This is a genomic window from Aureimonas sp. Leaf427, from assembly GCF_001425485.1.
In the GTDB taxonomy this organism is placed as follows: domain Bacteria; phylum Pseudomonadota; class Alphaproteobacteria; order Rhizobiales; family Rhizobiaceae; genus Plantimonas.
Window position 1 is genome coordinate 189,243 of the sequence record NZ_LMQW01000023.1, and the last position, 21,893, is coordinate 211,135.

Annotated in this window: 19 protein-coding genes; 8 read left to right on the plus strand and 11 right to left on the minus strand. The window is 65.8% G+C overall.

Annotated elements, in window-relative coordinates; translation table 11 throughout:
- The first annotated feature begins 27 nt into the window (after window positions 1-27).
- On the plus strand, window positions 28-1,368 hold the full coding sequence (locus ASG62_RS14260) for an MFS transporter (protein ID WP_056691526.1): 1,341 nt from the start codon (window positions 28-30) through the stop codon (window positions 1,366-1,368).
- A 123-nt stretch (window positions 1,369-1,491) separates the two neighbouring features.
- Here ASG62_RS14260 and ssb read toward each other — a convergent pair whose 3' ends face one another.
- Complete coding sequence (gene ssb, locus ASG62_RS14265; protein WP_056691529.1) at window positions 1,492-2,049, minus strand: single-stranded DNA-binding protein; 558 nt, start codon at window positions 2,047-2,049, stop codon at window positions 1,492-1,494.
- 215 nt (window positions 2,050-2,264) lie between these two features.
- Window positions 2,265-2,450 carry a hypothetical protein gene (locus ASG62_RS27400; RefSeq protein WP_210168398.1) on the minus strand — a complete coding sequence of 62 codons (186 nt, stop codon included), beginning with the start codon at window positions 2,448-2,450 and terminating at the stop codon, window positions 2,265-2,267.
- On the opposite strand from ASG62_RS27400, the gene uvrA reads away from it, so the two are divergent.
- Complete coding sequence (gene uvrA / locus ASG62_RS14270) at window positions 2,425-5,307, plus strand: excinuclease ABC subunit UvrA (RefSeq protein ID WP_056691531.1); 2,883 nt, start codon at window positions 2,425-2,427, stop codon at window positions 5,305-5,307. The two genes, ASG62_RS27400 and uvrA, sit on opposite strands and share 26 nt — an antisense overlap.
- 43 nt (window positions 5,308-5,350) lie before the next feature.
- Window positions 5,351-6,163 (plus strand): DUF72 domain-containing protein, encoded by an 813-nt coding sequence (locus ASG62_RS14275; protein ID WP_056692180.1) that lies wholly within the window; start codon window positions 5,351-5,353, stop codon window positions 6,161-6,163.
- 47 nt (window positions 6,164-6,210) lie between these two features.
- Here ASG62_RS14275 and ASG62_RS14280 read toward each other — a convergent pair whose 3' ends face one another.
- Window positions 6,211-7,710 (minus strand): bifunctional ADP-dependent NAD(P)H-hydrate dehydratase/NAD(P)H-hydrate epimerase, encoded by a 1,500-nt coding sequence (locus ASG62_RS14280; RefSeq protein ID WP_056692183.1) that lies wholly within the window; start codon window positions 7,708-7,710, stop codon window positions 6,211-6,213.
- 290 nt (window positions 7,711-8,000) lie between these two features.
- Here ASG62_RS14280 and ASG62_RS14285 point away from each other — a divergent pair, with 290 nt between their 5' ends.
- Both ASG62_RS14285 and glnA read left to right on the plus strand, forming a co-directional pair.
- Window positions 8,001-8,339, plus strand: coding sequence for a P-II family nitrogen regulator (locus ASG62_RS14285; RefSeq protein ID WP_056691534.1), 339 nt, complete (start codon window positions 8,001-8,003; stop codon window positions 8,337-8,339).
- Window positions 8,340-8,388: 49 nt separating this feature from the next.
- Entirely contained in the window at window positions 8,389-9,798 is a 1,410-nt protein-coding gene (gene glnA / locus ASG62_RS14290; protein WP_056691537.1) for a type I glutamate--ammonia ligase, read from the plus strand.
- Window positions 9,799-9,982: 184 nt separating this feature from the next.
- Here the strand turns inward: glnA and ASG62_RS14295 are convergent, their stop codons facing one another.
- Window positions 9,983-10,861, minus strand: a complete 879-nt coding sequence (locus tag ASG62_RS14295; RefSeq protein ID WP_056691541.1) for an alpha/beta hydrolase family protein — start codon at window positions 10,859-10,861, stop codon at window positions 9,983-9,985.
- Window positions 10,862-11,086: 225 nt separating this feature from the next.
- Here ASG62_RS14295 and parE point away from each other — a divergent pair, with 225 nt between their 5' ends.
- The 3 genes from parE (at window position 11,087) to ASG62_RS14310 (ending at window position 15,490) form a co-directional block, all read left to right on the plus strand.
- The gene (parE, locus tag ASG62_RS14300) at window positions 11,087-13,120 is read left to right on the plus strand and encodes a DNA topoisomerase IV subunit B (RefSeq protein WP_056691544.1); all 2,034 of its coding nucleotides are present in this window, start codon (window positions 11,087-11,089) and stop codon (window positions 13,118-13,120) included.
- 45 nt (window positions 13,121-13,165) lie between these two features.
- Complete coding sequence (locus ASG62_RS27225) at window positions 13,166-13,732, plus strand: hypothetical protein (protein ID WP_056691547.1); 567 nt, start codon at window positions 13,166-13,168, stop codon at window positions 13,730-13,732.
- Window positions 13,733-13,939: 207 nt separating this feature from the next.
- Window positions 13,940-15,490, plus strand: a complete 1,551-nt coding sequence (locus tag ASG62_RS14310) for a DEAD/DEAH box helicase (protein WP_056691551.1) — start codon at window positions 13,940-13,942, stop codon at window positions 15,488-15,490.
- An 85-nt stretch (window positions 15,491-15,575) separates the two neighbouring features.
- Here the strand turns inward: ASG62_RS14310 and ASG62_RS14315 are convergent, their stop codons facing one another.
- The 7 genes from ASG62_RS14315 to sufB form a co-directional block, all read right to left on the minus strand.
- The gene (locus ASG62_RS14315; protein WP_056691552.1) at window positions 15,576-15,932 is read right to left on the minus strand and encodes a TfoX/Sxy family protein; all 357 of its coding nucleotides are present in this window, start codon (window positions 15,930-15,932) and stop codon (window positions 15,576-15,578) included.
- Window positions 15,933-15,946: 14 nt separating this feature from the next.
- Window positions 15,947-16,327, minus strand: coding sequence for a Fe-S cluster assembly scaffold SufA (gene sufA / locus ASG62_RS14320; RefSeq protein ID WP_056691554.1), 381 nt, complete (start codon window positions 16,325-16,327; stop codon window positions 15,947-15,949).
- A 109-nt stretch (window positions 16,328-16,436) separates the two neighbouring features.
- Window positions 16,437-16,862 (minus strand): SUF system Fe-S cluster assembly protein, encoded by a 426-nt coding sequence (locus ASG62_RS14325; RefSeq protein ID WP_413814210.1) that lies wholly within the window; start codon window positions 16,860-16,862, stop codon window positions 16,437-16,439.
- Between the two features lie 12 nt (window positions 16,863-16,874).
- On the minus strand, window positions 16,875-18,119 hold the full coding sequence (locus tag ASG62_RS14330; RefSeq protein WP_056691560.1) for a cysteine desulfurase: 1,245 nt from the start codon (window positions 18,117-18,119) through the stop codon (window positions 16,875-16,877).
- 41 nt (window positions 18,120-18,160) lie between these two features.
- Window positions 18,161-19,405, minus strand: coding sequence for a Fe-S cluster assembly protein SufD (gene sufD / locus ASG62_RS14335; RefSeq protein WP_056691563.1), 1,245 nt, complete (start codon window positions 19,403-19,405; stop codon window positions 18,161-18,163).
- A gap of 1 nt (window position 19,406) precedes the next feature.
- Window positions 19,407-20,162 (minus strand): Fe-S cluster assembly ATPase SufC, encoded by a 756-nt coding sequence (gene sufC, locus ASG62_RS14340; RefSeq protein WP_056691566.1) that lies wholly within the window; start codon window positions 20,160-20,162, stop codon window positions 19,407-19,409.
- Window positions 20,163-20,243: 81 nt separating this feature from the next.
- On the minus strand, window positions 20,244-21,776 hold the full coding sequence (sufB, locus tag ASG62_RS14345) for a Fe-S cluster assembly protein SufB (protein ID WP_056691572.1): 1,533 nt from the start codon (window positions 21,774-21,776) through the stop codon (window positions 20,244-20,246).
- Between the last annotated feature and the right edge of the window lie 117 nt (window positions 21,777-21,893).

The window sequence follows — 21,893 nt, forward strand, 5'->3', positions numbered from 1 at the left end:
AGGCCGGAACGGCAGAAGGATGCGGGTATGGCCTCGACCACTCAAGAGATGGCCTCGTCGAGCAGCATGGAGGACGATGCCAGGAAGGTCTCGTCCGACGGCCATGTGTCGCCGGCGGAGATCGCGATCGGCGTCGTCATCGGCCGCGCGTCGGAGGCCTTCGACTTCTTCGTCTACGGCATCGCCTGCATTCTCGTGTTTCCCGCGCTCGTCTTCCCCTTCGTCGACCAGCTGACGGGCACGCTCTACTCCTTCGCGATCTTCGGTCTGGCCTTCATCGTGCGGCCGATCGGCACGGTGCTCTTCATGGAGGTGGACCGGCGGCACGGACGCGGCGTGAAGCTGACCATCGCGCTCTTCCTTCTCGGCGGCTCGACCGCGGCGATCGCCTTCCTGCCCGGCTACGAGACGATCGGGGCCTGGTCAATCCTGGCGCTCGTCGTCTTCCGCGCCGGCCAGGGCTTCGCGCTCGGCGGGGCCTGGGACGGTCTGGCGTCCCTTCTCGCGCTGAACGTGCCGGAATCGAAGCGCGGCTGGTACGCCATGCTGCCGCAGATGGGCGGGCCGATCGGCTTCTTCGTCGCGAGCGCCCTCTTCGCCTTCTTCGTCCTCAACCTCTCGACGGCCGACTTCCTCGACTGGGGCTGGCGCTATCCGTTCTTCGTCGCCTTCACGATCAACGTCGTCGCGCTCTTCGCCCGGCTTCGCCTGATCGCGACGGAAGAGTTCGTGCAGCTCTTCGACAGCCGCGACCTGAAGCCGGTGCGCGTCTTCGAACTCCTGCGCGAGCAGGGACGCGCTATCCTTCTCGGCGCCTTCGTGCCGCTGGCGGGATTCGCGCTCTTCCATCTCGTCACGATCTTCCCGCTTTCCTACATCGACATCTTCTCCGACCGTTCCACCGGCGAATTCCTGATCACGCAGATGGGCGGCGCGGCCCTCTGCCTCGTCTGCACGGCGCTGTCGGGCATCGTTGCCGACAAGATCGGCCGCCGCACGCTGCTCGGCATCTGCGCCGTGGCGATCGCGGTCTTCTCGATCGCCACGCCCTTCCTGCTCGGCGGCGGGTCCGAGGGGCAGACGGCCTTCGTCTATATCGGCTTCGCGCTTCTCGGCTTCGCCCATGGACAGGCCGCGGGCTCCGTCGCGTCGAACTTCTCGTCGCAGAACCGCTATACGGGCTCGGCCCTCACCGCCGATCTCGCCTGGCTTCTCGGCGCCGGTTTCGCGCCGCTCGTGGCGCTCGGCTTCTCCTCGCAGTTCGGGCTCGTCGCGGTCGGCGTCTATCTCTTCTCGGGTGCCGCCTGCACGCTGGCCGCCCTCGCCTACAACAAGCGCATGGGACTGCGGGACTCCGGAGCCTCCTGACCGCCCTGCGCGGAACTCAACGGACAAAGAAAAACGGGTTCGGATGGCAACATCCGGACCCGTTGTCGTTTCAGGTGCTCGGCTCGCGAACGCTTGCCGAGCATGGGAGACGGACGTCGTTCGTCAGAACGGAATCTCGTCGTCGAGATCGCGGGACGAGCCGCCGCCGTAATCGTCGCCCGACGGACGCCCGCCGCCGCCGCCGCCACGCGAGCCGCCGCCGCCAAAGCCGCCGGAGCGCGAGCCGCCGGCACCGCCGCCGCCGCCACGCGGGCCGCGATCGTAGTCGTCGCCGCCACCGCTGCCACCGCCCGCACCGCCGCCGTCACCCCGTCCGCCGAGCATCTGAAGCTCGCCGCGGAAGCGCTGGAGAACGACTTCGGTCGTATATTTCTTCTGCCCGGACTGGTCATCCCAGGAGCGCGTCTGGAGCTGGCCCTCGATGTAGACCGTCGAGCCCTTCTTCAGGTACTGCTCGGCCACCTTCACGAGGTTCTCGTTGAAGATGACGACGTTGTGCCACTCGGTCTTCTCCTTGCGCTCGCCGGAGGCCTTGTCGCGCCAGCTTTCCGTCGTGGCGAGCCGGAGATTGACGACCGCGTCGCCAGAATTCAGCCGCCGCACCTCGGGATCGGCTCCGAGATTTCCGACCAGGATCACCTTGTTCACACTGCCAGCCATGGCACCATTCCTTCGATCATCGAGCGCTATCGTGCCCTCGGTCCGGCCCAGCCAGCCTCAGGACACGTCGAAACCGCCGCTTGTGCGGCTCGTCTTGCGGCGACCTTAAAGCATTCACCGGCTCGGCGCCTCCCCGGCCCGCCTTATCCACAGACCTCGCCGATCCGTGGGTTCCAGCGGCGTCGGAAGGCGCTTGCCGCGCCTCCATGTTCCGGTTATGTTCGATTTTGCCGCTGCGTCAAGTCGGCAATCGGCGGATGGACGACCTCGACTTGAGCGAGAGCATCTTTATCTAAGCGGTTGGCGGCGCGGCCTGGACCCGAGAGTCCGGCTCCGGCGGCCGAATACTGGACAAGCTCGATCGACAGGCGGACGATGGCCGAAGCGAAAATGATTTCCATTCGCGGCGCGCGCGAGCACAATCTGAAGAACGTCGATATCGACCTTCCCAGAGACAGCTTGATCGTGATGACCGGACTTTCCGGCTCGGGCAAGTCGTCGCTCGCCTTCGACACGATCTATGCCGAAGGCCAGCGTCGTTATGTCGAGAGTCTCTCGGCCTATGCGCGCCAATTTCTGGAAATGATGCAGAAGCCGGACGTCGATCAGATCGACGGCCTGTCGCCCGCCATTTCCATCGAGCAGAAGACGACCTCGAAGAATCCGCGCTCGACGGTCGGCACCGTCACCGAGATCTACGACTATCTGCGCCTTCTCTTCGCGCGCGTCGGCATTCCCTATTCGCCGGCGACGGGCCTGCCCATCGAGAGCCAGACGATCAGCCAGATGGTCGATCGCATCATGGCGCAGGAGGACGGCACGCGCCTCTATCTCCTCGCGCCCATGGTTCGCGGGCGGAAGGGCGAGTTCAAGAAGGAACTGCTGGAGCTTCAGAAGAAGGGCTTCCAGCGCGTCCGCATCAACGGCGAGTTCCACGACATCGCGGACGCGCCGGTGCTCGACAAGAAGTTCAAGCACGACATCGACGTCGTGGTCGACCGTCTCGTCGTGCGCGCCGATATCGCGCCACGCCTTGCCGACTCGCTGCAGACGGCGCTCGGGCTCGCGGACGGCATCGCGGTCGCGGAGTTCGCGGAAGGGCTCGACGAGAACGGCAAGCCCAAGCAGCTTCTCTTTTCGGAAAAGTTCGCCTGCCCCGTCTCCGGCTTCACGATTTCAGAGATCGAGCCGCGGCTGTTTTCCTTCAACAATCCGTTCGGCGCGTGCCCCACATGCGACGGGCTCGGTTCGCGGCAGTCGATCGATCCAAAGCTCGTCGTCCCCGACGAGGCCCTCACCCTGAAGGCGGGTGCGGTCGCGCCCTGGGCGAAGTCGACCTCGCCCTATTACGGGCAGACGCTCGAAGCGCTCGGGCGCCAATACGGGTTCAAGCAGAGCCAGCGCTGGTCCGACCTGCCGGACAAGGCCAAGGACGCCATTCTGAACGGCACGGGCAGCACGAAGATCGAGTTTCAGTACAATGACGGCCTGCGCGCCTACAAGGCGTCCAAGACGTTCGAGGGCGTCGTGCCGAATCTCGAGCGTCGCTGGAAGGAAACCGATTCCGACTGGATGCGCGAGGAAATCGGGCGCTTCATGTCGGCGACGCCCTGCCCGGCCTGCAGGGGCTATCGGCTGAAGCCGGAGGCGCTTGCCGTCAAGATCGCGGGCCGACACGTCGGCGAGGTCACGGAGCTTTCGATCCGCGCCGCGCTCGAATGGTTCGAGGCTCTGCCGAGCCAGCTGAACGAGAAGCAGAACTCCATCGCCGTCCGCATCCTCAAGGAAATTCGCGACCGGCTGCGGTTCCTGAACGACGTGGGCCTCGAATATCTCACACTGTCCCGCTCCTCGGGAACGCTGTCGGGCGGCGAATCGCAGCGCATTCGCCTCGCTTCCCAGATCGGCTCGGGGCTGACGGGCGTGCTCTACGTGCTGGACGAGCCCTCGATCGGTCTCCACCAGCGCGACAATGCCCGCCTTCTCGTCACGCTGAAGCATCTGCGCGACATCGGGAACACGGTGATCGTCGTCGAGCACGACGAGGACGCGATCCTTCAGGCCGATTTCGTCGTCGATATCGGCCCGGCCGCCGGCATCCATGGCGGCGAGATCATCGCATCGGGCACGCCCGACGACATCAAGGCGCATCCCAGATCGCTGACGGGCCAGTATCTGTCCGGCACGCTCGGCGTTCCCGTGCCGGAAAAGCGCCGCAAGGCGGAGAAGGGCAAGCGGCTGAAGGTCGTCGGCGCGCGGGGCAACAACCTCAAGAACGTGACGGCGGAAATCCCGCTCGGCGTCTTCGCCTGCGTCACCGGCGTGTCCGGCGGCGGCAAGTCGACCTTCCTGATCGAGACGCTCTTCAAGGCGGCCGCGCGCCGCATCGGCAATGCGCGCGACGTTCCCGCCGAGCACGACCGGATCGAGGGTCTGGAGCTGCTCGACAAGGTCATCGACATCGACCAGTCGCCGATCGGGCGAACGCCGCGCTCCAATCCCGCCACCTATACGGGGGCCTTCACGCCGATCCGGGACTGGTTCGCGGGCCTGCCGGAAGCGAAGGCACGCGGCTATCTGCCCGGCCGCTTCTCCTTCAACGTGAAGGGCGGACGCTGCGAGGCCTGCCAGGGCGACGGCGTCATCAAGATCGAAATGCACTTCCTGCCCGACGTCTACGTCACCTGCGACGTCTGCCACGGCAAGCGCTACAATCGCGAGACGCTGGAGGTGACGTTCAAGGAGAAGTCGATCGCGGATGTCTTGGACATGACGGTCGAAGAGGGCGTGTCCTTCTTCTCCGCCGTGCCGCCCGTGCGCGACAAGCTGGCATCGCTGCTCGATGTCGGCCTCGGCTACATCAAGGTCGGACAGCAGGCGACGACGCTTTCCGGCGGCGAGGCCCAGCGCGTGAAGCTGGCCAAGGAACTGTCGCGCAAGGCAACGGGCAAGACGCTCTACATCCTCGACGAGCCGACGACGGGCCTCCACTTCCACGACGTCGCCAAGCTTCTGGAAGTGCTCCACGAACTGGTCGACCAGGGCAATAGCGTCATCGTCATCGAGCACAATCTGGAGGTCATCAAGACGGCCGACTGGGTAGTCGACATCGGTCCCGAGGGCGGTGACGGCGGCGGCGAGATTGTGGCGATCGGCACGCCCGAGGCCATCGTGAAGGTTGATCGCTCCTGGACCGGTCGCTTCCTGAAGGATCTTCTGGACCGTCGGCCCGCGGAAAAGCGGCAGGCGGCGGAATGATGGGCGGGGGCCGTTGCGGCTGGAAGCGGATCAGGGGATGACGATGCCGGCACAGGGGACGATCAGGACGGGTATCGGCGGCTGGACCTTCGAGCCGTGGGAAGGAACCTTCTATCCGGGCGATCTGCCGAAGAAGCGGCAGCTGGAATTCGCGTCGCGGCAACTCGCGACGATCGAGGTGAACGGCACCTATTACCGATCGCAGACGCCGGAAACCTTCGCCAAATGGGCGAGCGAAGCGCCTGACGGCTTCGTGTTCTCGCTGAAGGCGCCGCGCTTTTCGACCAATCGCAAATTGCTCGGCGAAGGCGCGGACTCGGTCGAGCGCTTCGTCGCGTCGGGGATCGCGGAACTCGGCGAGAAATTGGGGCCGATCCTCTGGCAGTTCATGCCGACCAAGCGGTTCGATCCCGACGATTTTGGCGCCTTTCTCGCGCTCTTGCCGGCTAAGGCGGGCGGTATCGCGCTTCGCCATGCCGTGGAGGTTCGGCACGAGAGCTTCCTCGATCCGTCTTTCGTCGCTCTCGCGCGCGAGCATCGGGTCGCGATCGTCCATGCGGAGCACGAGACCTATCCCGAAATCTCGGACGTGACGGCCGACTTCGTCTACAGCAGGCTTCAGCGCGGCAGGGACGAAGAGCCCGAAGCCTATGCGCCCGAGGTTCTCGATACCTGGGCGCAGCGGTTTCGGACCTGGGCCGCGGGCGGGCGCCCGGACGACCTGCCCCTCGTCGCCCCGGACGAGCCCGCGCCGAAGAGCCCGCGCGACGTCTTCGCCTATGTCATCCACGAGGGAAAGCTGCGGGCCCCGCAGGGCGCTATGGGATTGGCGAAACGTCTGGCTGCGGCCGAATAGGCCGACAACGAGCTCGTCGAAGGGCGACCTCGCACGGGACCGTCGAGCTACCGCGCTCCGCTCAGCGGGCGCAGCAGCTCGGCAAGGACTGCCGGGACGAGACCGGGCAGGTCTTCCGCGATGAGGCCTGGACCGAAATGCTCGGCTGCCCGGCCGTGCATCCAGACGCCGGCGCAGGCGGCCTCGAAGGAGGGCATCGCCTGGGACCGCAGGCCTGCGATCAGGCCGGAGAGCACGTCGCCGCTGCCGGCGGTCGCCAGATAGGGCGTGCCGGTCGCGTTGATGGCGGCTCGGCCGTCCGGGGACGCGATCACCGTATCCGATCCCTTGAGCACCACGACCGCCCCGGACCGAAGCGCGGCATGGCGGGCGCGTTCGAGCTTGGAGAGGTCCCGATTTGCCGCGATATCGGGGAAGAGGCGGGAGAACTCGCCGGCATGGGGCGTCAGGAAAACGTCGCCCGCGTTGGCGGCGATCAGGTGGAAGAGCTGTTCGGGCTCGTCCGCGAAGGAGGTGATGCCGTCCGCGTCGAGCACCAGCGCGCGATGCGCCTCGACGATGGCGGCAGCGACGGTTCTTGCCGGCTCGCCGATGCCGAAGCCGGGTCCGAGCACGAACGTGCCGAGACGCGGGTCGGCAAGGAGGTCGCCGAGATCGTCCGGAACGGAACAGCGCTTCAGCATGATCGCGGTCAGATGAGCGGCGTTGACCATGAGGGCGGACGGGGGCGAGGCGAGCGTCACGAGGCCGGCGCCAACCCGCAGAGCCGCCAGCGCCGAAAGGCGGGCGGCGCCGGTCTTCGTCGCCGAGCCCGAGAAGACGACGGCATGACCTCGATCGAACTTGTGGCCGATGTCGGCTGGACGCGGAAAACAGCCCTCCCAAAGCTTCGGCTCGTTCGCAAAGCTCTTGGGCGCGATGACGTCGAGGACACCCGGATCGATCCCGATATCGACGACGGCGACGCGCCCGCAATGGGATCGCCCGGATTGGAGGAGATGGCCCGGCTTGCGGCGGAAGAAGGTGACGGTGAGAGCGGCCGAGATGGCGGGGCCGAGCGCGGCGCCGCTCGAACCCGATATGCCGCTCGGCAGATCGATCGCGACGATCGGAAGGCCGGAAGCGTTCGCCGCCTCGATCGCCCTTGCCTCCGGGCCTTCGACGGCTCGGGACAGACCGGCGCCGTAGAGACCGTCGAGCACGAGGTCGAAGCCCGCAGCATCGAAATCCTCGATCGGTCGGCGCGGGCCACCGAAGCTGCGGGCCGCCAAGGCAGCATCGCCGGAGAGGTTTTCGACGGGAACGGCGGTGAAAATCTGCGTCTCGCGCCCGGCGGCTGCGAGGAGACCGGCCGCGACATAGGCGTCGCCGCCGTTGTTGCCGGGGCCGGCGAGGATCGCGATGCGCCGGGCGTCCGCGAAGGCGAGCTTCAGATGGTCGAAGATCCCCTGCCCCGCGCGCTGCATGAGCGTCCATCCGCTCGTTCGCGTTGCGATCGTTAGGCGGTCGGCTTCTGCCATCTCGCGGGGCGTCAGGAGGGCGGTCATGTTCGCATCCATTTTCATCATCCGACTCCGGCGCTGCCGATTGTTTGTTCAGGGAGCGTCCATGAACGCAGGCGATCGATAAAAACCGAAGGTCTTCGCACGATTTCTAGCCAACCCCGCTTGCTCATCCCGTCGCGAAACGGGCACATGACACGGGTAAGGTCGGGTGTTCGCGAAGCGGACGCGGGAGGCAGCTCGTCGCATCGATATGCCGGGGTGGGGCCATTGGTCCTCTATCCGGCAAGACGTAGGTTGCATCGTGCGACGGGACAGCGTCAGAAGGAATTTCGATGAAGAAGGTCGAAGCGATCATCAAGCCCTTCAAGCTCGATGAGGTGAAGGAAGCGCTTCAGGAGGTCGGGCTCCAGGGTATCACCGTGACGGAAGCCAAGGGCTTCGGCCGGCAGAAGGGTCACACGGAGCTCTATCGCGGCGCGGAATATGTCGTCGATTTCCTGCCGAAGGTGAAGGTCGAGATCGTCCTCACCGACGAGGCGGTCCCCGCGGCCGTGGAGGCCATCCGCAAGGCCGCCCAGACCGGGCGCATCGGCGACGGCAAGATCTTCGTTTCGAACGTCGAGGAAGCGATCCGCATCCGGACGGGCGAAGCGGGCAACGACGCCATCTGACGGCGTCGGACCCAAAGACAACCATCAGCATCCCAACGAAAGGACCGTCATGACGTCGGCCAACGATATCCTGAAGCAGATCAAGGACAACGACGTAAAGTTCGTCGACCTGCGCTTCACCGACCCCCGCGGCAAGCTGCAGCATGTCACCATGGACCAGACTATGGTGGACGAGGACCTGTTCGCCGAAGGCACGATGTTCGACGGCTCGTCCATCGCCGGCTGGAAGGCGATCAACGAGTCCGACATGGTGCTCATGCCGGACCCCGAAACGGTCCACATGGACCCGTTCTTCGCGCAGTCGACGATGGTTCTCGTCTGCGACATCCTCGATCCGATTTCCGGCGAGGCCTACAATCGCGACCCGCGCGGCACCGCCAAGAAGGCCGAGGCCTATCTGAAGCAGTCCGGCGTCGGCGACACCGCCTATTTCGGCCCCGAGGCCGAGTTCTTCATCTTCGACGACGTCCGCTACAAGTCCGACCCTTACAACACGGGCTTCAAGCTGGATTCGACCGAGCTTCCCTCCAACGACGACGCCGAATACGAGACCGGCAATCTCGGCCATCGGCCGCGCGTCAAGGGCGGCTACTTCCCGGTTCCCCCGATCGACAGCTGCCAGGACATCCGTTCGGAAATGCTGACGGTCATGGCCGAGATGGGCGTGACGGTCGAGAAGCACCACCACGAAGTGGCGGCGGCGCAGCACGAGCTCGGCGTGAAGTTCGACACGCTCGTGAAGAACGCCGACAACATGCAGATCTACAAGTACGTGACGCATCAGGTCGCCAATGCCTACGGCAAGACCGCGACCTTCATGCCAAAGCCGATCTTCGGCGACAACGGCTCGGGCATGCATGTGCACCAGTCGATCTGGAAGGGCGGCAAGCCGACCTTCGCGGGCAACGAATATGCCGGCCTTTCGGAGAGCGCGCTCTTCTACATCGGCGGCATCATCAAGCACGCCAAGGCGCTGAACGCCTTCACCAATCCCTCGACCAACTCGTTCAAGCGCCTGGTCCCGGGCTACGAGGCTCCGGTCCTGCTCGCCTATTCCGCGCGCAACCGCTCGGCTTCCTGCCGCATCCCGATCGGCCAGTCGCCGAAGGCCAAGCGCGTCGAGGTCCGCTTCCCCGATGCGATGGCGAACCCCTACCTCGCCTTCGCCGCCATGCTGATGGCCGGCCTCGACGGCATCAAGAACAAGATCCACCCGGGCGAAGCCATGGACAAGGATCTCTACGACCTGCCGCCGGAAGAGCTGAAGCAGATCCCGACCGTCTGCCGCTCGCTGCGCGAAGCGCTGGAGCAGCTCGACGCGGACCGCGAGTTCCTGAAGGCCGGCGGCGTCTTCGACGACGACCAGATCGACTCGTTCATCGACCTGAAGATGACCGAGGTGCTGCGCTTCGAAATGACGCCGCATCCGGTCGAGTTCGACATGTACTACTCGTCCTGAGCCTTCCGCTCTCGACCTGACATGGAGACCCCCGCGCAAGCGGGGGTTTTCGTTTGTGGGCCCAACACATACGAGAGCGGCCCTTACCTTCGACGCATCGATGGTCAGAGCGTCACCGCGGCATCAGCCGCCGCCGCGCCGGTTGCAGCGAGATACCATCGGGCCTTTGCCAGAACCGCTGGTATCAGTGCGTCAGAAGCCAGTTCAGCTCCGTGCGCCAGTCGATCATCCGGATCGGCGTCCCGTGGTTTCCGTCGTTGAACGAGACGAAGCGGACGGGATAACCCGCCTCTTGCAGGCGCTCGTAAAGCGAGTGGGCCTGATCCCAGCCGAAGACCTTGTCGCGCGTACCATGACCGAGCAGGAGCGGAATGCGGCGCTCGCCGCCCGCTCGCCGCATCGCCTCCACCTTCGCGGCGGGACTGTTCGCCGAGAGCATGACCACGGCCCGCACGGCGTTTGCGACCTCCGGCTTTCCGAGGAGGCCCCAGCAAAACTCGCCGCCCATGGAGGCACAGGCGAGGATGACGGACGGCCCCCGGCGATGGCGGCCGAGCGCTTCGACCAAGGCGGCGATTCGGGCCGCGTTCGCGTCTCCGAAGGCGCCGGCATCGGCGGTGACATAGAGACCGTCCGACAGCCGCATCAGGTTCTTCAGCCGATTGAAGTTTCCGCCGAAGCTCCGGTCGTTCATGCCGAGACGGCGGTCGCCGTTGCGTCCATGGATGAAGAGGACGATCGGACCGCCGCCAGTCGCCGCGCCGGTCGACATGATCTTCAACGGGCCCGCCGGCGTCTCCACCACCTGCTCGCCTTGGCTGCGCAAGGGTTTGAGATCGACATAGGTCGACTTCACCCGCCGCTCCGGCACCTCGTCGCGCTGGTCGATGTCGCGCGCTTCCGAATAGTCGACCTCGACGGACGTGCCGTCCGCGCTTTCGACGGACCGCCCTGGATAGGCGAAGAGATCGTCCTTGAAGGGCGGGATCGGCCCCTCGGCCCGGACGCCGGAGGATGCCAGCAGCAGAATCAGAAGCGTCGCGAAAAAGGGGCGAAACGGCATGGGCGCCGGTCTCCGATCGATCTCTTCGGCGCGGCGGCATCGTTGCCGGATCGCGTCAGCATGGGGAAAATGCGGCAGCCAGCCCGCTTTAGCCGGCGTTTCGCCGAACGGTCCGCTTGAAGAACATTTCGTGAAAGTATAGTCCAGAGCCATGGCGATATTCGGCTGGATGACAGGCACCACGACGGGCAAAACGCGGACGGGCGGCGGAGCGCCGCGCGCCCGATGAGCGATTCCGACCTCTTCGCCCCCGCATCGCCGGCCCCTCGCCCGGCAGGCCGCGCGGCCAAGGCCACGGCGCGCGCAGCACCCGCTCCCTTCGTTCCGGCCTCCGACTATACGGCGGCCGACATCGAGGTTCTGGAGGGTCTCGAACCCGTTCGCCGGCGCCCGGGCATGTATATCGGCGGCACGGACGAAAAGGCCATGCACCACCTCTTCGCCGAGGTGATCGACAATTCGATGGACGAGGCCGTCGCCGGACACGCCAATTTCATCGAGGTCTCGCTGGAGGCCGACGGATCGCTGTCCGTCACCGACAACGGACGCGGCATCCCCGTCGATGCGCATCCGAAGTACCGGGACAAGTCGGCGCTCGAGGTCATCATGACCACGCTGCATGCGGGCGGCAAGTTCGACTCGAAGGTCTACGAGACCTCGGGCGGCCTGCACGGCGTCGGCGTCTCCGTGGTCAACGCCCTCTCCTCGCGGCTGGAGGTCGAGGTCGCCCGCAATCGTCGCCTCTATCGCCAGGTCTACGAGCGCGGTCATGCCCAGGGCCCGATCCAGGAGGTCGGCGAGGTGCAGAACCGGCGGGGCACGAAGGTGCGCTTCTGGCCGGACACGCAGATCTTCGGCGAGACGGCCCGCTTCGAGCCGGCCCGCCTTCTCTCCATGGCGCGGTCGAAGGCCTATCTCTTCGGCGGCGTCGAAATCCGCTGGATGTGCGATCCCTCGCTGATCGAGGCGGATGGACCGGTGCCCGCGCGCGCCACCTTCCACTTTCCCGGTGGGCTGAAGGACTATCTGGAAGGCTCCCTCGGCTCCGAACAGCGCGTGACTTCGCAAACCTTCGCCGGGCGCACGGAGAAGGTCTCGGGCCACGGCGCCGTGGAGTGGGCCGTGAGCTGGACCGGCGGCGACGGGTTCGTGCGGTCCTACTGCAACACGATCCCGACGCCTGAGGGCGGCACACACGAAGCGGGCCTGCGCAACGTTCTTCTGCGCGGCTTGAAAGCCTTCGCCGAGGTCTCGGGCAACAAGAAGGCGAGTGTCGTCACCGCCGAAGACATCATGATCACGGCCTCCGCCATGCTCTCGGTCTTCATTCGCGAGCCGGAATTCGTGGGGCAGACCAAGGATCGGCTGGCGACGGCGGAGGCGCAGCGGATCGTCGAGACCTCGATCCGCGACAGTTTCGACATCTGGCTCGCCTCCTCGCCGCAGGATGCCGCGCGCCTGATCGACTGGGTGGTGGACCGCGCCGACGAGCGGCTCCGTCGCCGTCAGGAGAAAGAGGTCAACCGCAAGAGCGCGACGCGCAAGCTGCGGCTGCCGGGCAAGCTGGCGGACTGTTCGCAGACGGGCGCTGCGGGCGCCGAACTCTTCATCGTAGAGGGCGACTCCGCCGGCGGCTCGGCCAAGCAGGCGCGCGATCGCGCCCGGCAGGCCATTCTCCCGCTGCGCGGCAAGATCCTCAACGTCGCCTCGGCGGGCCGCGAGAAGCTCGGCGCCAACCAGCAAATTTCCGACCTTATCCAGGCGCTCGGATGCGGCACACGGAACCGATACCGGGAGGAGGATCTGCGCTACGAGCGCGTGATCATCATGACCGACGCCGATGTCGACGGTGCCCACATCGCCTCGCTGCTCATCACCTTCTTCTTCCAGGAGATGCCCGACCTCATCCGCCAAGGCCATCTCCACCTCGCCGTGCCGCCGCTCTACCGGCTGAGCCAGGGCGGCAAGGTGGCCTATGCGCGCGACGACAAGGATCGCGAACGCCTGATGGCGCGAGACTTCAAGGGCAAGGGGAAGGTCGAGGTCAGCCGCTTCAAGGGCCTCGGCGAGATGCTGCCCTCGCAGCTCAAGGAAACGACCATGGACCCGAAGAAGCGGACGCTTCTGAAGGTCGCCATCGACGATGCCGCCGATGCGGGAACCGCCGGCGCGGTGGACGCGCTGATGGGCAACAGGCCGGAACTGCGCTTCCGCTTCATCCAGGAACGCGCGGCCTTCGCCGACAATCTCGACGTCTGACCCTTCGCCGAAGCGCCAAGGGCGGTCCAGACAGGAGTTGAACTGATGATCCGATCGACCGTGCTCAGCCTCGCCTTGGCGACGGCGGCTCTGCAGGCCAGCGTCGCCTTCGCGCAGACGCCAGCCCCGCCCGCACCCTACACGCCGCCGGCGGCCGCAGCGCCCGAGGCGCCCGCCGCCAGCCCCGCCCCCGCGGCGCCTGCGGACGCTCCGGCTGCCGGTCCCGACGAGGCCGCGAAGTCGCTGGAGACTCTCGCCGTCGAAATCGAGGACGTGCAGGTCGTGGCGCCCTGGACGGAAGGCCAGCGCAGCGGCGTCTGGCGCACCGTGATGATGCAGGTGAAGGGCAAGGACGAGGTCTACCGCTTCTTCATCCAGCAGCTCGAGCGCACCGGCGCCGGGCAGACGATTCTCGGGACGACCGAGATCAAGGAGATCCAGACGATCAACGGTGCGGTCGTCGGCTATCGCGCGGACGAGCCGACCGAGGGCGAGACGAACGGGCTCACGCTGTTCTTCGACATCGTCCCGCGCGACGGCGAGATCGCCGAGACCTACGAGCTGCATTTTACGAAAGATGCGCCTTACGTCTTCGGTCCCGCGACGAATTGAGAGAACGATCCGAGGGTTTTCTTCGGCATGATCTTGAGGAGGCCGGCGCAGATCGGCCCCTCGACCCTGGGAATCGAAAGTATCCGGACCATATTAGCTTGCGTGAAGGTTGACTCGAAAAAGTCTAGCCCTTATCGCCCATGGCAGGACTTGGGCTGACAACGGTCGTAGCCTCACTTTCCGTCATCCACGAGATAATCGAGCTCTATGCTTTTTTCCGAACTCGGCCTCAGCGCTAAAGTTCTCGCGGCTGTCGAAGCCGCCGGCTATTCCGAGCCGACTCCGATCCAGGAAGAGGCGATCCCGCACGCGCTGCAGCGCCGGGACGTGCTCGGCATCGCGCAGACCGGGACCGGCAAGACCGCCTCCTTCGTCCTGCCCATGCTGACGCTTCTCGAGAAGGGCCGAGCAAGGGCTCGCATGCCCCGCACCCTGATCGTCGAGCCGACCCGCGAGCTCGCCGCGCAGGTGGCCGAGAACTTCGTGAAATACGGCAAGGACCAGCGCATCAACGTCGCGCTCCTGATCGGCGGCATGTCCTTCGACGAGCAGGACAAGAAGATCGACCGCGGCGTCGACGTCCTGATCGCGACGCCGGGGCGGCTCCTCGATCATTTCGAGCGCGGCAAGCTCCTGATGACCGGCGTCGAGATCCTCGTGATCGACGAAGCCGACCGGATGCTCGACATGGGGTTCATCCCCGACATCGAACGCATCTGCAAGCTCCTTCCCTTCACCCGCCAGACGCTGTTCTTCTCCGCCACCATGCCGCCGGAGATCACCCGCCTCACCGAACAGTTCCTGCAGAATCCCGTCCGCGTCGAGGTCGCCAAGGCCTCGTCCACCGCGCTGACGATCGAGCAGAAGCTCGTCGCGACGCAGAAGGAGGACTACGCCAAGCGCGAGGTCCTTCGCGGCCTCATCCGCTCGCAGGACGATCTCACCAATGCGATCATCTTCTGCAATCGCAAGATCGACGTCGCGTCGCTCTTCCGTTCGCTGGAAAAGCATGGCTTCTCCGCCGGCGCGCTCCATGGCGACATGGACCAGCGGGCGCGCATGACGATGCTTCACAATTTCCGCGAGAACAAGCTGACGCTGCTCGTCGCCTCCGACGTGGCGGCGCGCGGTCTCGACATTCCGGCGGTCAGCCACGTCTTCAACTTCGACGTCCCGATCCATGCCGAGGACTACGTCCACCGCATCGGCCGCACGGGCCGCGCCGGACGGTCCGGCAAGGCCTTCACGCTCGTCTCGCGGAACGACAAGAAGTATCTCGACGCGATCGAGAAAATGCTCGGCAAGCAGCTCGACTGGCTCGCGGGAACTCCCGAGGATCTGCCGGCGCCCGAGCCGAGCGCCGAACCCCGCGACGAGAAGCGCGGCGGCCGCAAGACGGCCAGCGGCGGGTCGCGACGGGGCTCCTCGCGTACGAGCACGCGACGCGACGGCGAGACGCGCGAGCCGCGCAGCGTCGAGGCCGAGATCGCCGCGCTGTCCGACGAGCAGCCGGACGTGCCGGAGCCGGTCTTCGTTCAGAAGCTCGACGAGGCGCCTGCGGCACCCGAGCCGGTCGCGGCTGCCGTGGCGGCGGAGCCGGACGCGGCATCGAGCCGTCGTCCTGCGCCCTCTCGCAACCGTGGCTTCGAAGGCAATGGCCGCGGCGGACGCGGCTCGTCGTCGGGCGGAGACGACCGCTCGCCCGTCGGGTTCGGCGAGGAAATTCCGGCTTTCATGCTGATCGGCACCGGTTTCTGAAACGTCGCGGGCTTCGGCCCGCGTCCGTTCGGCCGGGCGATGTCCGACCGCCGGTATCGAGCCTCGGCTCCCACGCTGTCGCAGCTCAGTCCGAAACGATGCGCTTGCGGTTCGGCGTTTTCGGCGCCGCTGTGCGATGGCCCGCCGCGCGGGCAAGTCGGGCCCAGTCGGCCATCAGATCGGGATCGTCGAGCGCTTCGTCCGGCACCGTGAAATAGGGCATCGCGACTGGTGCCTTTCCGGTTCGCGCATAGGACCAGCGCCTGGCGCCGGCGGCATCGAAGACCGGCGCCGTTTCCTCGTCCACCTTCAGAAGCAGTTCGCCGCGCACGACGAGGGCGACGATGCAGCCCTCGCTGTATATACCCTTGCCGCCGAACATGCGCCGTATCGTGACGCGGCCGATGGCCTGAAGCCGCTCCTCGATCTCGTCGTCGTCCATCGCGCCGCGAGGCCTCAGGCGCTCTGCGCGTCCGCCATGGCCTTGAGGTCTGCCGCCTTCAGCTCGACGGACTCGCCGCAGCCGCAGGCGGACGTCTGGTTCGGATTGCGAAAGGTGAAGCCGGACCGGAGCTTGGTCTCCTCGTAGTCCATCTCCGTGCCGAGCAGGAAGAGAACCGCTTCCGGGGCGACGAAGACGCGGGCGCCGTCGCGTTCGACCTGGTCCTCACGGGGCTGGGCATCCTTCGCCAGCTCGACCGTGTACTCCATGCCCGCGCAGCCGCCCTTCTTGATGCCGACGCGAAGGCCGAGAGCGTCGCCGCCCTTGGAGGCCACGATGTCACGCACGCGGGAAGCCGCCGCGTCGGTCATGGTCATGACGGTAAAGCGGCCCATCAGGCGCTCCTTTCGAAATCGACAGCCCGAAAATGGACCTTCGTTGGCACCCGCGCAAGTCGGGCACCGTCACAGCTCCCGCCCGGCGCAAGCCGGAGGCGGGTGCCGGTCAGAACCAGCCGACGGCGACCTGAGCTTCCTCGCTCATGCGGTCGGGCGTCCAGGGCGGGTCGAAGACGAGGTTGACGTTCGTATGCGACACGCCCTCGACCGACGACACGGCGTTCTCGACCCAGATCGGCATCTCGCCAGCGACGGGACAGCCCGGCGCCGTCAGCGTCATCTCGATCGCGACGCTGCGGTCGTCCTCGATATCGATCTTGTAGATGAGGCCGAGTTCGTAGATGTCGGCCGGGATTTCCGGGTCGTAGACGGTCTTCAGCGCCGAGACGATGTCGTCGGTCAGCCGCGTCAATTCCTCGGCGGGAATGGTGGAGGCCGGTTTGTCGGCGCTCGCCAGGGCGATGTTGGCCGCAGCCGTCTCGTCCTGAACCGGCGCCTCGGCCTCAAGTTTTACGTCCGCTTGATCCATCATCGTCTTCATCTTTCAGGCGAAAAAACGCCTCGCCTTGTCCAGAGCTTCCGCAAGGATATCGATTTCCGCCGTCGTGTTATAGAGCCCGAACGAGGCTCGGCATGTGGATGTCGCGCCGAAGCGCTTCAAGAGCGGCTGAGCGCAATGCGTGCCCGCCCGAACCGCAACGCCCTCCCGGTCTATCACCATCGCCACGTCATGGGCATGGATGCCTTCCAGATCGAAGGAAACGATAGCGCCCTTGCCCGGCGCCGTTCCGTAGATCCGCAGCGAGTTCACCGCGCCGAGACGCTCGTGCGCGTAGTCCCGCAGCATTTCCTCATGCGCCAGAATCGCGGGGCGGCCGAGGCTTTCCATGTAGCGCAGCGACGCGGCGAGGCCGATCGCCTGGGCGATCTGCGGCGTGCCGGCTTCGAAGCGATGGGGCGGCGCATTGTAGGTGACGTTGCCCTCCGTCACCTCGACGATCATCTCGCCGCCGCCGTTGAACGGCTGCATGCGCTCCAGCATAGCCGCCTTGCCATAGAGGACGCCGATGCCGGTCGGACCATAGAGCTTGTGGCCCGTGACGACGTAGAAGTCGCAGTCGAGATCCTGCACGTCCACGGGAAGATGCACGGCACCCTGGCTCCCGTCGACGAGGACGGGAATTCCCTGCGCGTGGGCGAGTGCCACGACGGCCTTCACCGGCGTCACCGTGCCGAGCACGTTCGACATATGCGTCATGGCGACGAGCTTGGTGCGGGGCGTAATCGCCCGCCCGAAAGCCTCGACCGAGATCGATCCATCGTCCTCGACCGGGACGAAGACCAGCTTGGCGCCCTTGCGCTCGCGCAGGAAGTGCCAGGGCACGATGTTGGAATGGTGCTCCATGATCGTGAGCACGATCTCGTCGCCCTCGCCGATCTCCTGCATGCCGTAGCCATAGGCGACGAGATTGATCGCCTCGGTCGCAGACGACGTGAAGACGACCTCGTCGACGCTTCCGGCATTCAGGAAGCGTCGGACCGTTTCGCGTGAGTTCTCATACTCTTCCGTCGCCTTGTTCGACAGGAAGTGAAGCCCGCGATGGACGTTGGCATAGTCTTCGGAATAGGCCTTCTGGATAGCGTCCAGCATGGCCTTGGGCTTTTGCGCGGAGGCGCCGTTGTCGAGATAGACGAGCGGCTTGCCGTAGACCTGTTTCGAGAGGATCGGAAAGTCGCGCCGAATGGCTTCGACGTCGTATCCGGCGCGGATCTGGGTCTCTGCGTTCATGGCGTCGTCCTTTCGGGCCGGCGGTCGCGCGGCCGGTCTCGTCAGCGGTCGGCCGCCAGCCAGGCGTCGATGCGGGCTTCGAGCGCCGCGATGGCGTCCTCGTGCTCCAGCTCCTCCACGACCTCGTCCACGAAGGCCTTCACGAGCAGAGCCCGCGACTCGCGCTCGGGGATGCCGCGCGACATGAGGTAGAAGAGATGGTTGGAGTCGATCTCGCCCGCCGTCGCGCCATGGCCGCACTGCACGTCGTCGGCGAAGATTTCCAGCTCGGGCTTGGCGGAGAAGTCACCCTCGTCCGACAGGAGCAACGTGTTGCAGGCCATGCGGGCATCTGTCTTCTGCGCGCCGCGCGAGACCTTGATCATGCCCTGGAAGACGCCGTGTCCGCCCGTGACGACGTTTCGGAACGTCTCGGTCGAGGTCGTGTGGGCGACCGTGTGGTTCAGCGTCGTGGTCACGTCAATATGCTGGCCGGGGCCGAGCAGATTGACGCCGCGCATCTGGATGTCGGCGCCCTCGCCCGCCGTCTCGGCATGGACCTCCAGCCGCACGAGCGCACCGCCGGCGTTCAGCACGAAGAGCTTGAAGCGGGCGTTCGCGCCGATCGAGACGTTGAGCTGGCCGAGATAGGTCTCGGCCTCGCCCTTGGCCTGATCAATGATCCAAAGCACTTCGGCGCCCTCGCCGATCGTGAGATCGGTAATGCCGGAGGAAAGCGTGCCGGCATGGCCGGCGGACAGGCGCTCGACGATCGTCGCCTTGGAGCGGGCCCCGAGCCTGCAGAGCGTGAAGCCCCGGGCGCCGGTGGAGCCCGGCTCCGGCCGCAGCTCGATCGCATGCGCCAGATCGGCATCGGCCGCGATCTCGATCTCCGTCGCCGTCGCGCCGAAGGCGGCGCCGATCAGGCGGATCGTGTCGAACTCGCGGTCGAGATGGTTGACCGGCTTGCGCCAGTCCGGCGTCGCGTTGCTACGGGTAAAGCTGGCACCCTCCGGCGCTGCCGGCAGAGGCGCGGACGCGGCGAGATCGACGACCGTCGAACCCGGCAGGAGCGGCGACAAAAGCTCGGGCGCGGGACTGGCGGAGGTCGTCGCGGGAACGCGACCGATCAGCGAGCGCAGGTCCGTGTAGTGCCAAGCCTCGATCCGGCGATGGGGGAGACCTTCACGACGCAGAAGCGCGATCGCGTCCTGGCGCGTCTGGTCGGATGCGACGAGACCCGTCTCGGCGCTCGCGATCACCGCCTCCTCGGCCGGCGTCAGGCGCCGGAGCTGATGGACGTTCATCTCAGGCGGCCTCGCCGATGATCTGGCTGTAGCCCTGATCCTCGAGCTGCAGAGCCAGTTCCTTGCCGCCGGTCTTGATGATCTGCCCCTTGTAGAGGACGTGGACCGTATCGGGCACGATGTGGTCGAGCAGGCGCTGGTAGTGGGTGATGACGAGGAACGCGCGGTTTTCAGAGCGCAGCGCGTTCACGCCGTCGGAGACGATGCGCAGCGCATCGATGTCGAGGCCCGAATCGGTCTCGTCCATGACGCAGAGCTTGGGCTCCAGCAGCGCCATCTGCAGGATCTCGGCGCGCTTCTTCTCGCCGCCGGAAAAGCCGACATTCAGCGGGCGCTTCAGCATGGCCGGATCGATCTTCAGATCGGCGGCCGCGGCCTTCACGCGCCGGATGAAGTCCGGCGTCGTCAGAACGTCCTCGCCCCGCGCCTTGCGCTGGGCGTTGAGGGCGGCCTTCAGGAAGGTCATGGTCGCGACGCCCGGGATCTCCAGAGGATACTGGAAGGCCAGGAAGACGCCGGCGGCGGCGCGCTCGGCCGGGTCCATCTCCAGGATGGACTCGCCGTTGTAGAGGATCTCGCCCTCCGTCACCTCGTAGTCGTCGCGGCCGGCGAGGATGTAGGAAAGGGTCGACTTGCCCGAGCCGTTCGGGCCCATGATCGCCGCCACCTCGCCGGCGCGAACCGAAAGGTTCAGCCCGCGAAGAATTTCGGTGTCGGTGTCCGCGACGCGCGCGTGAAGGTTCTTGATTTCCAGCATGTCCGTTTTCTATCGGTCGGTGCCCGGCAGCCGGCCGGGACAGAGAAGACTATAAACCGTGCGCGTCGAGGCCGTCAGCCGTCAGCCGACGCTGCCCTCGAGCGAGATGCTGATCAGCTTCTGCGCCTCCACCGCAAACTCCATCGGGAGCTGCTGGATGACGTCGCGCACGAAGCCGTTGACGATCAGCGCGACCGCCTCCTCCTGCGGGATGCCGCGCTGCATGCAGTAGAAGAGCTGGTCCTCGGAGATCTTCGACGTGGTCGCCTCGTGCTCGAACTGCGCCGTCGCGTTCTTCGCCTCGATATAGGGCACGGTGTGCGCACCGCACTCCTCGCCGATGAGCAGGCTGTCGCACTGGGTGAAGTTGCGCGCGTTCGACGCCTTGCGGTGGGTCGTGACCTGGCCGCGATAGGTGTTGTTCGAGCGGCCCGCCGAAATGCCCTTGGAGATGATGCGGCTCGACGTGTTCTTGCCGAGATGGATCATCTTCGTTCCGCTATCGACCTGCTGGCGGCCGTTCGACACGGCGATCGAATAGAACTCGCCGCGTGAATTGTCGCCGCGCAGGATGCAGGACGGGTATTTCCAGGTGATGGCCGAGCCGGTCTCGACCTGCGTCCAGGAGATCTTGGCGTTGTTGCCCCGGCAGTCGCCGCGCTTGGTGACGAAGTTGTAGATGCCGCCCTTCCCGTCCTTGTCGCCGGGATACCAGTTCTGGACGGTCGAGTATTTGATCTCCGCGTCGTCGAGCGCGATCAGTTCCACGACGGCTGCGTGAAGCTGGTTCTCGTCGCGCTGGGGCGCCGTGCAGCCCTCGAGATAGGAGACGTAGGAGCCCTTGTCCGCGATGATGAGCGTGCGCTCGAACTGGCCGGTGTTCTTCTCGTTGATGCGGAAATAGGTCGAGAGCTCCATCGGGCAGCGGACGCCCGGCGGAACGTAGACGAAGGACCCGTCGGTGAAGACGGCCGAGTTCATGGTGGCGAAGAAGTTGTCGGAAACCGGCACGACGGTGCCGAGATACTGCTTCACCAGATCAGGGTGCTCGCGGATGGCCTCCGAGATCGGCATGAATATCACGCCGGCCTTCTTCAGCTCGGCCTGGAAGGTCGTCGCCACCGACACGCTGTCGAAGACGGCATCGACGGCGACGCGCCGGTCGGAGACCTCGATCAGATCGCCGTTCTCGTCATATTGCGGCAAGGCCGGAACATCGGTCGGCTTCACGACGCCGGCCAGAATCTCCTGCTCGCGCAACGGAATGCCGAGCTTCTCGTAGGTGCGCAGCAGCTCGGGATCGACCTCGTCAAGCGAGGCCGGGCCGCTCATGGACTTCGGCGCGGAGTAGTAGTGGATGTCCTGGTAGTCGATCGGCGGATAGTCGAGGCGCGCCCAGGAGGGGCTCTCCAGCGTCTTCCAGCGGGCGAAGGCCTCCAGGCGCCAGTCCAGCATCCATTGCGGCTCGCCCTTCTTGGCGGAGATGAAGGCGATCGTCGACTCGTCCAGGCCCTTCGGCGCGGTGTCGGACTCGATGATCGTCTCGAAGCCGTATTTGTACTGGTCGACGTCGATCCGGCGGACCTGGTCGATGGTTTCCTGAACTGCTGCCATGTCGTTTCTCCACACTCGCCGGAGTCAAGGTCCGGTGGTTGGTCACGTCGTATGCTCGGAGCCTACCTTGGATGCGCTCTAAGTGGCCCTTTTGGTGCCGGAAATGAAGGGCCACCG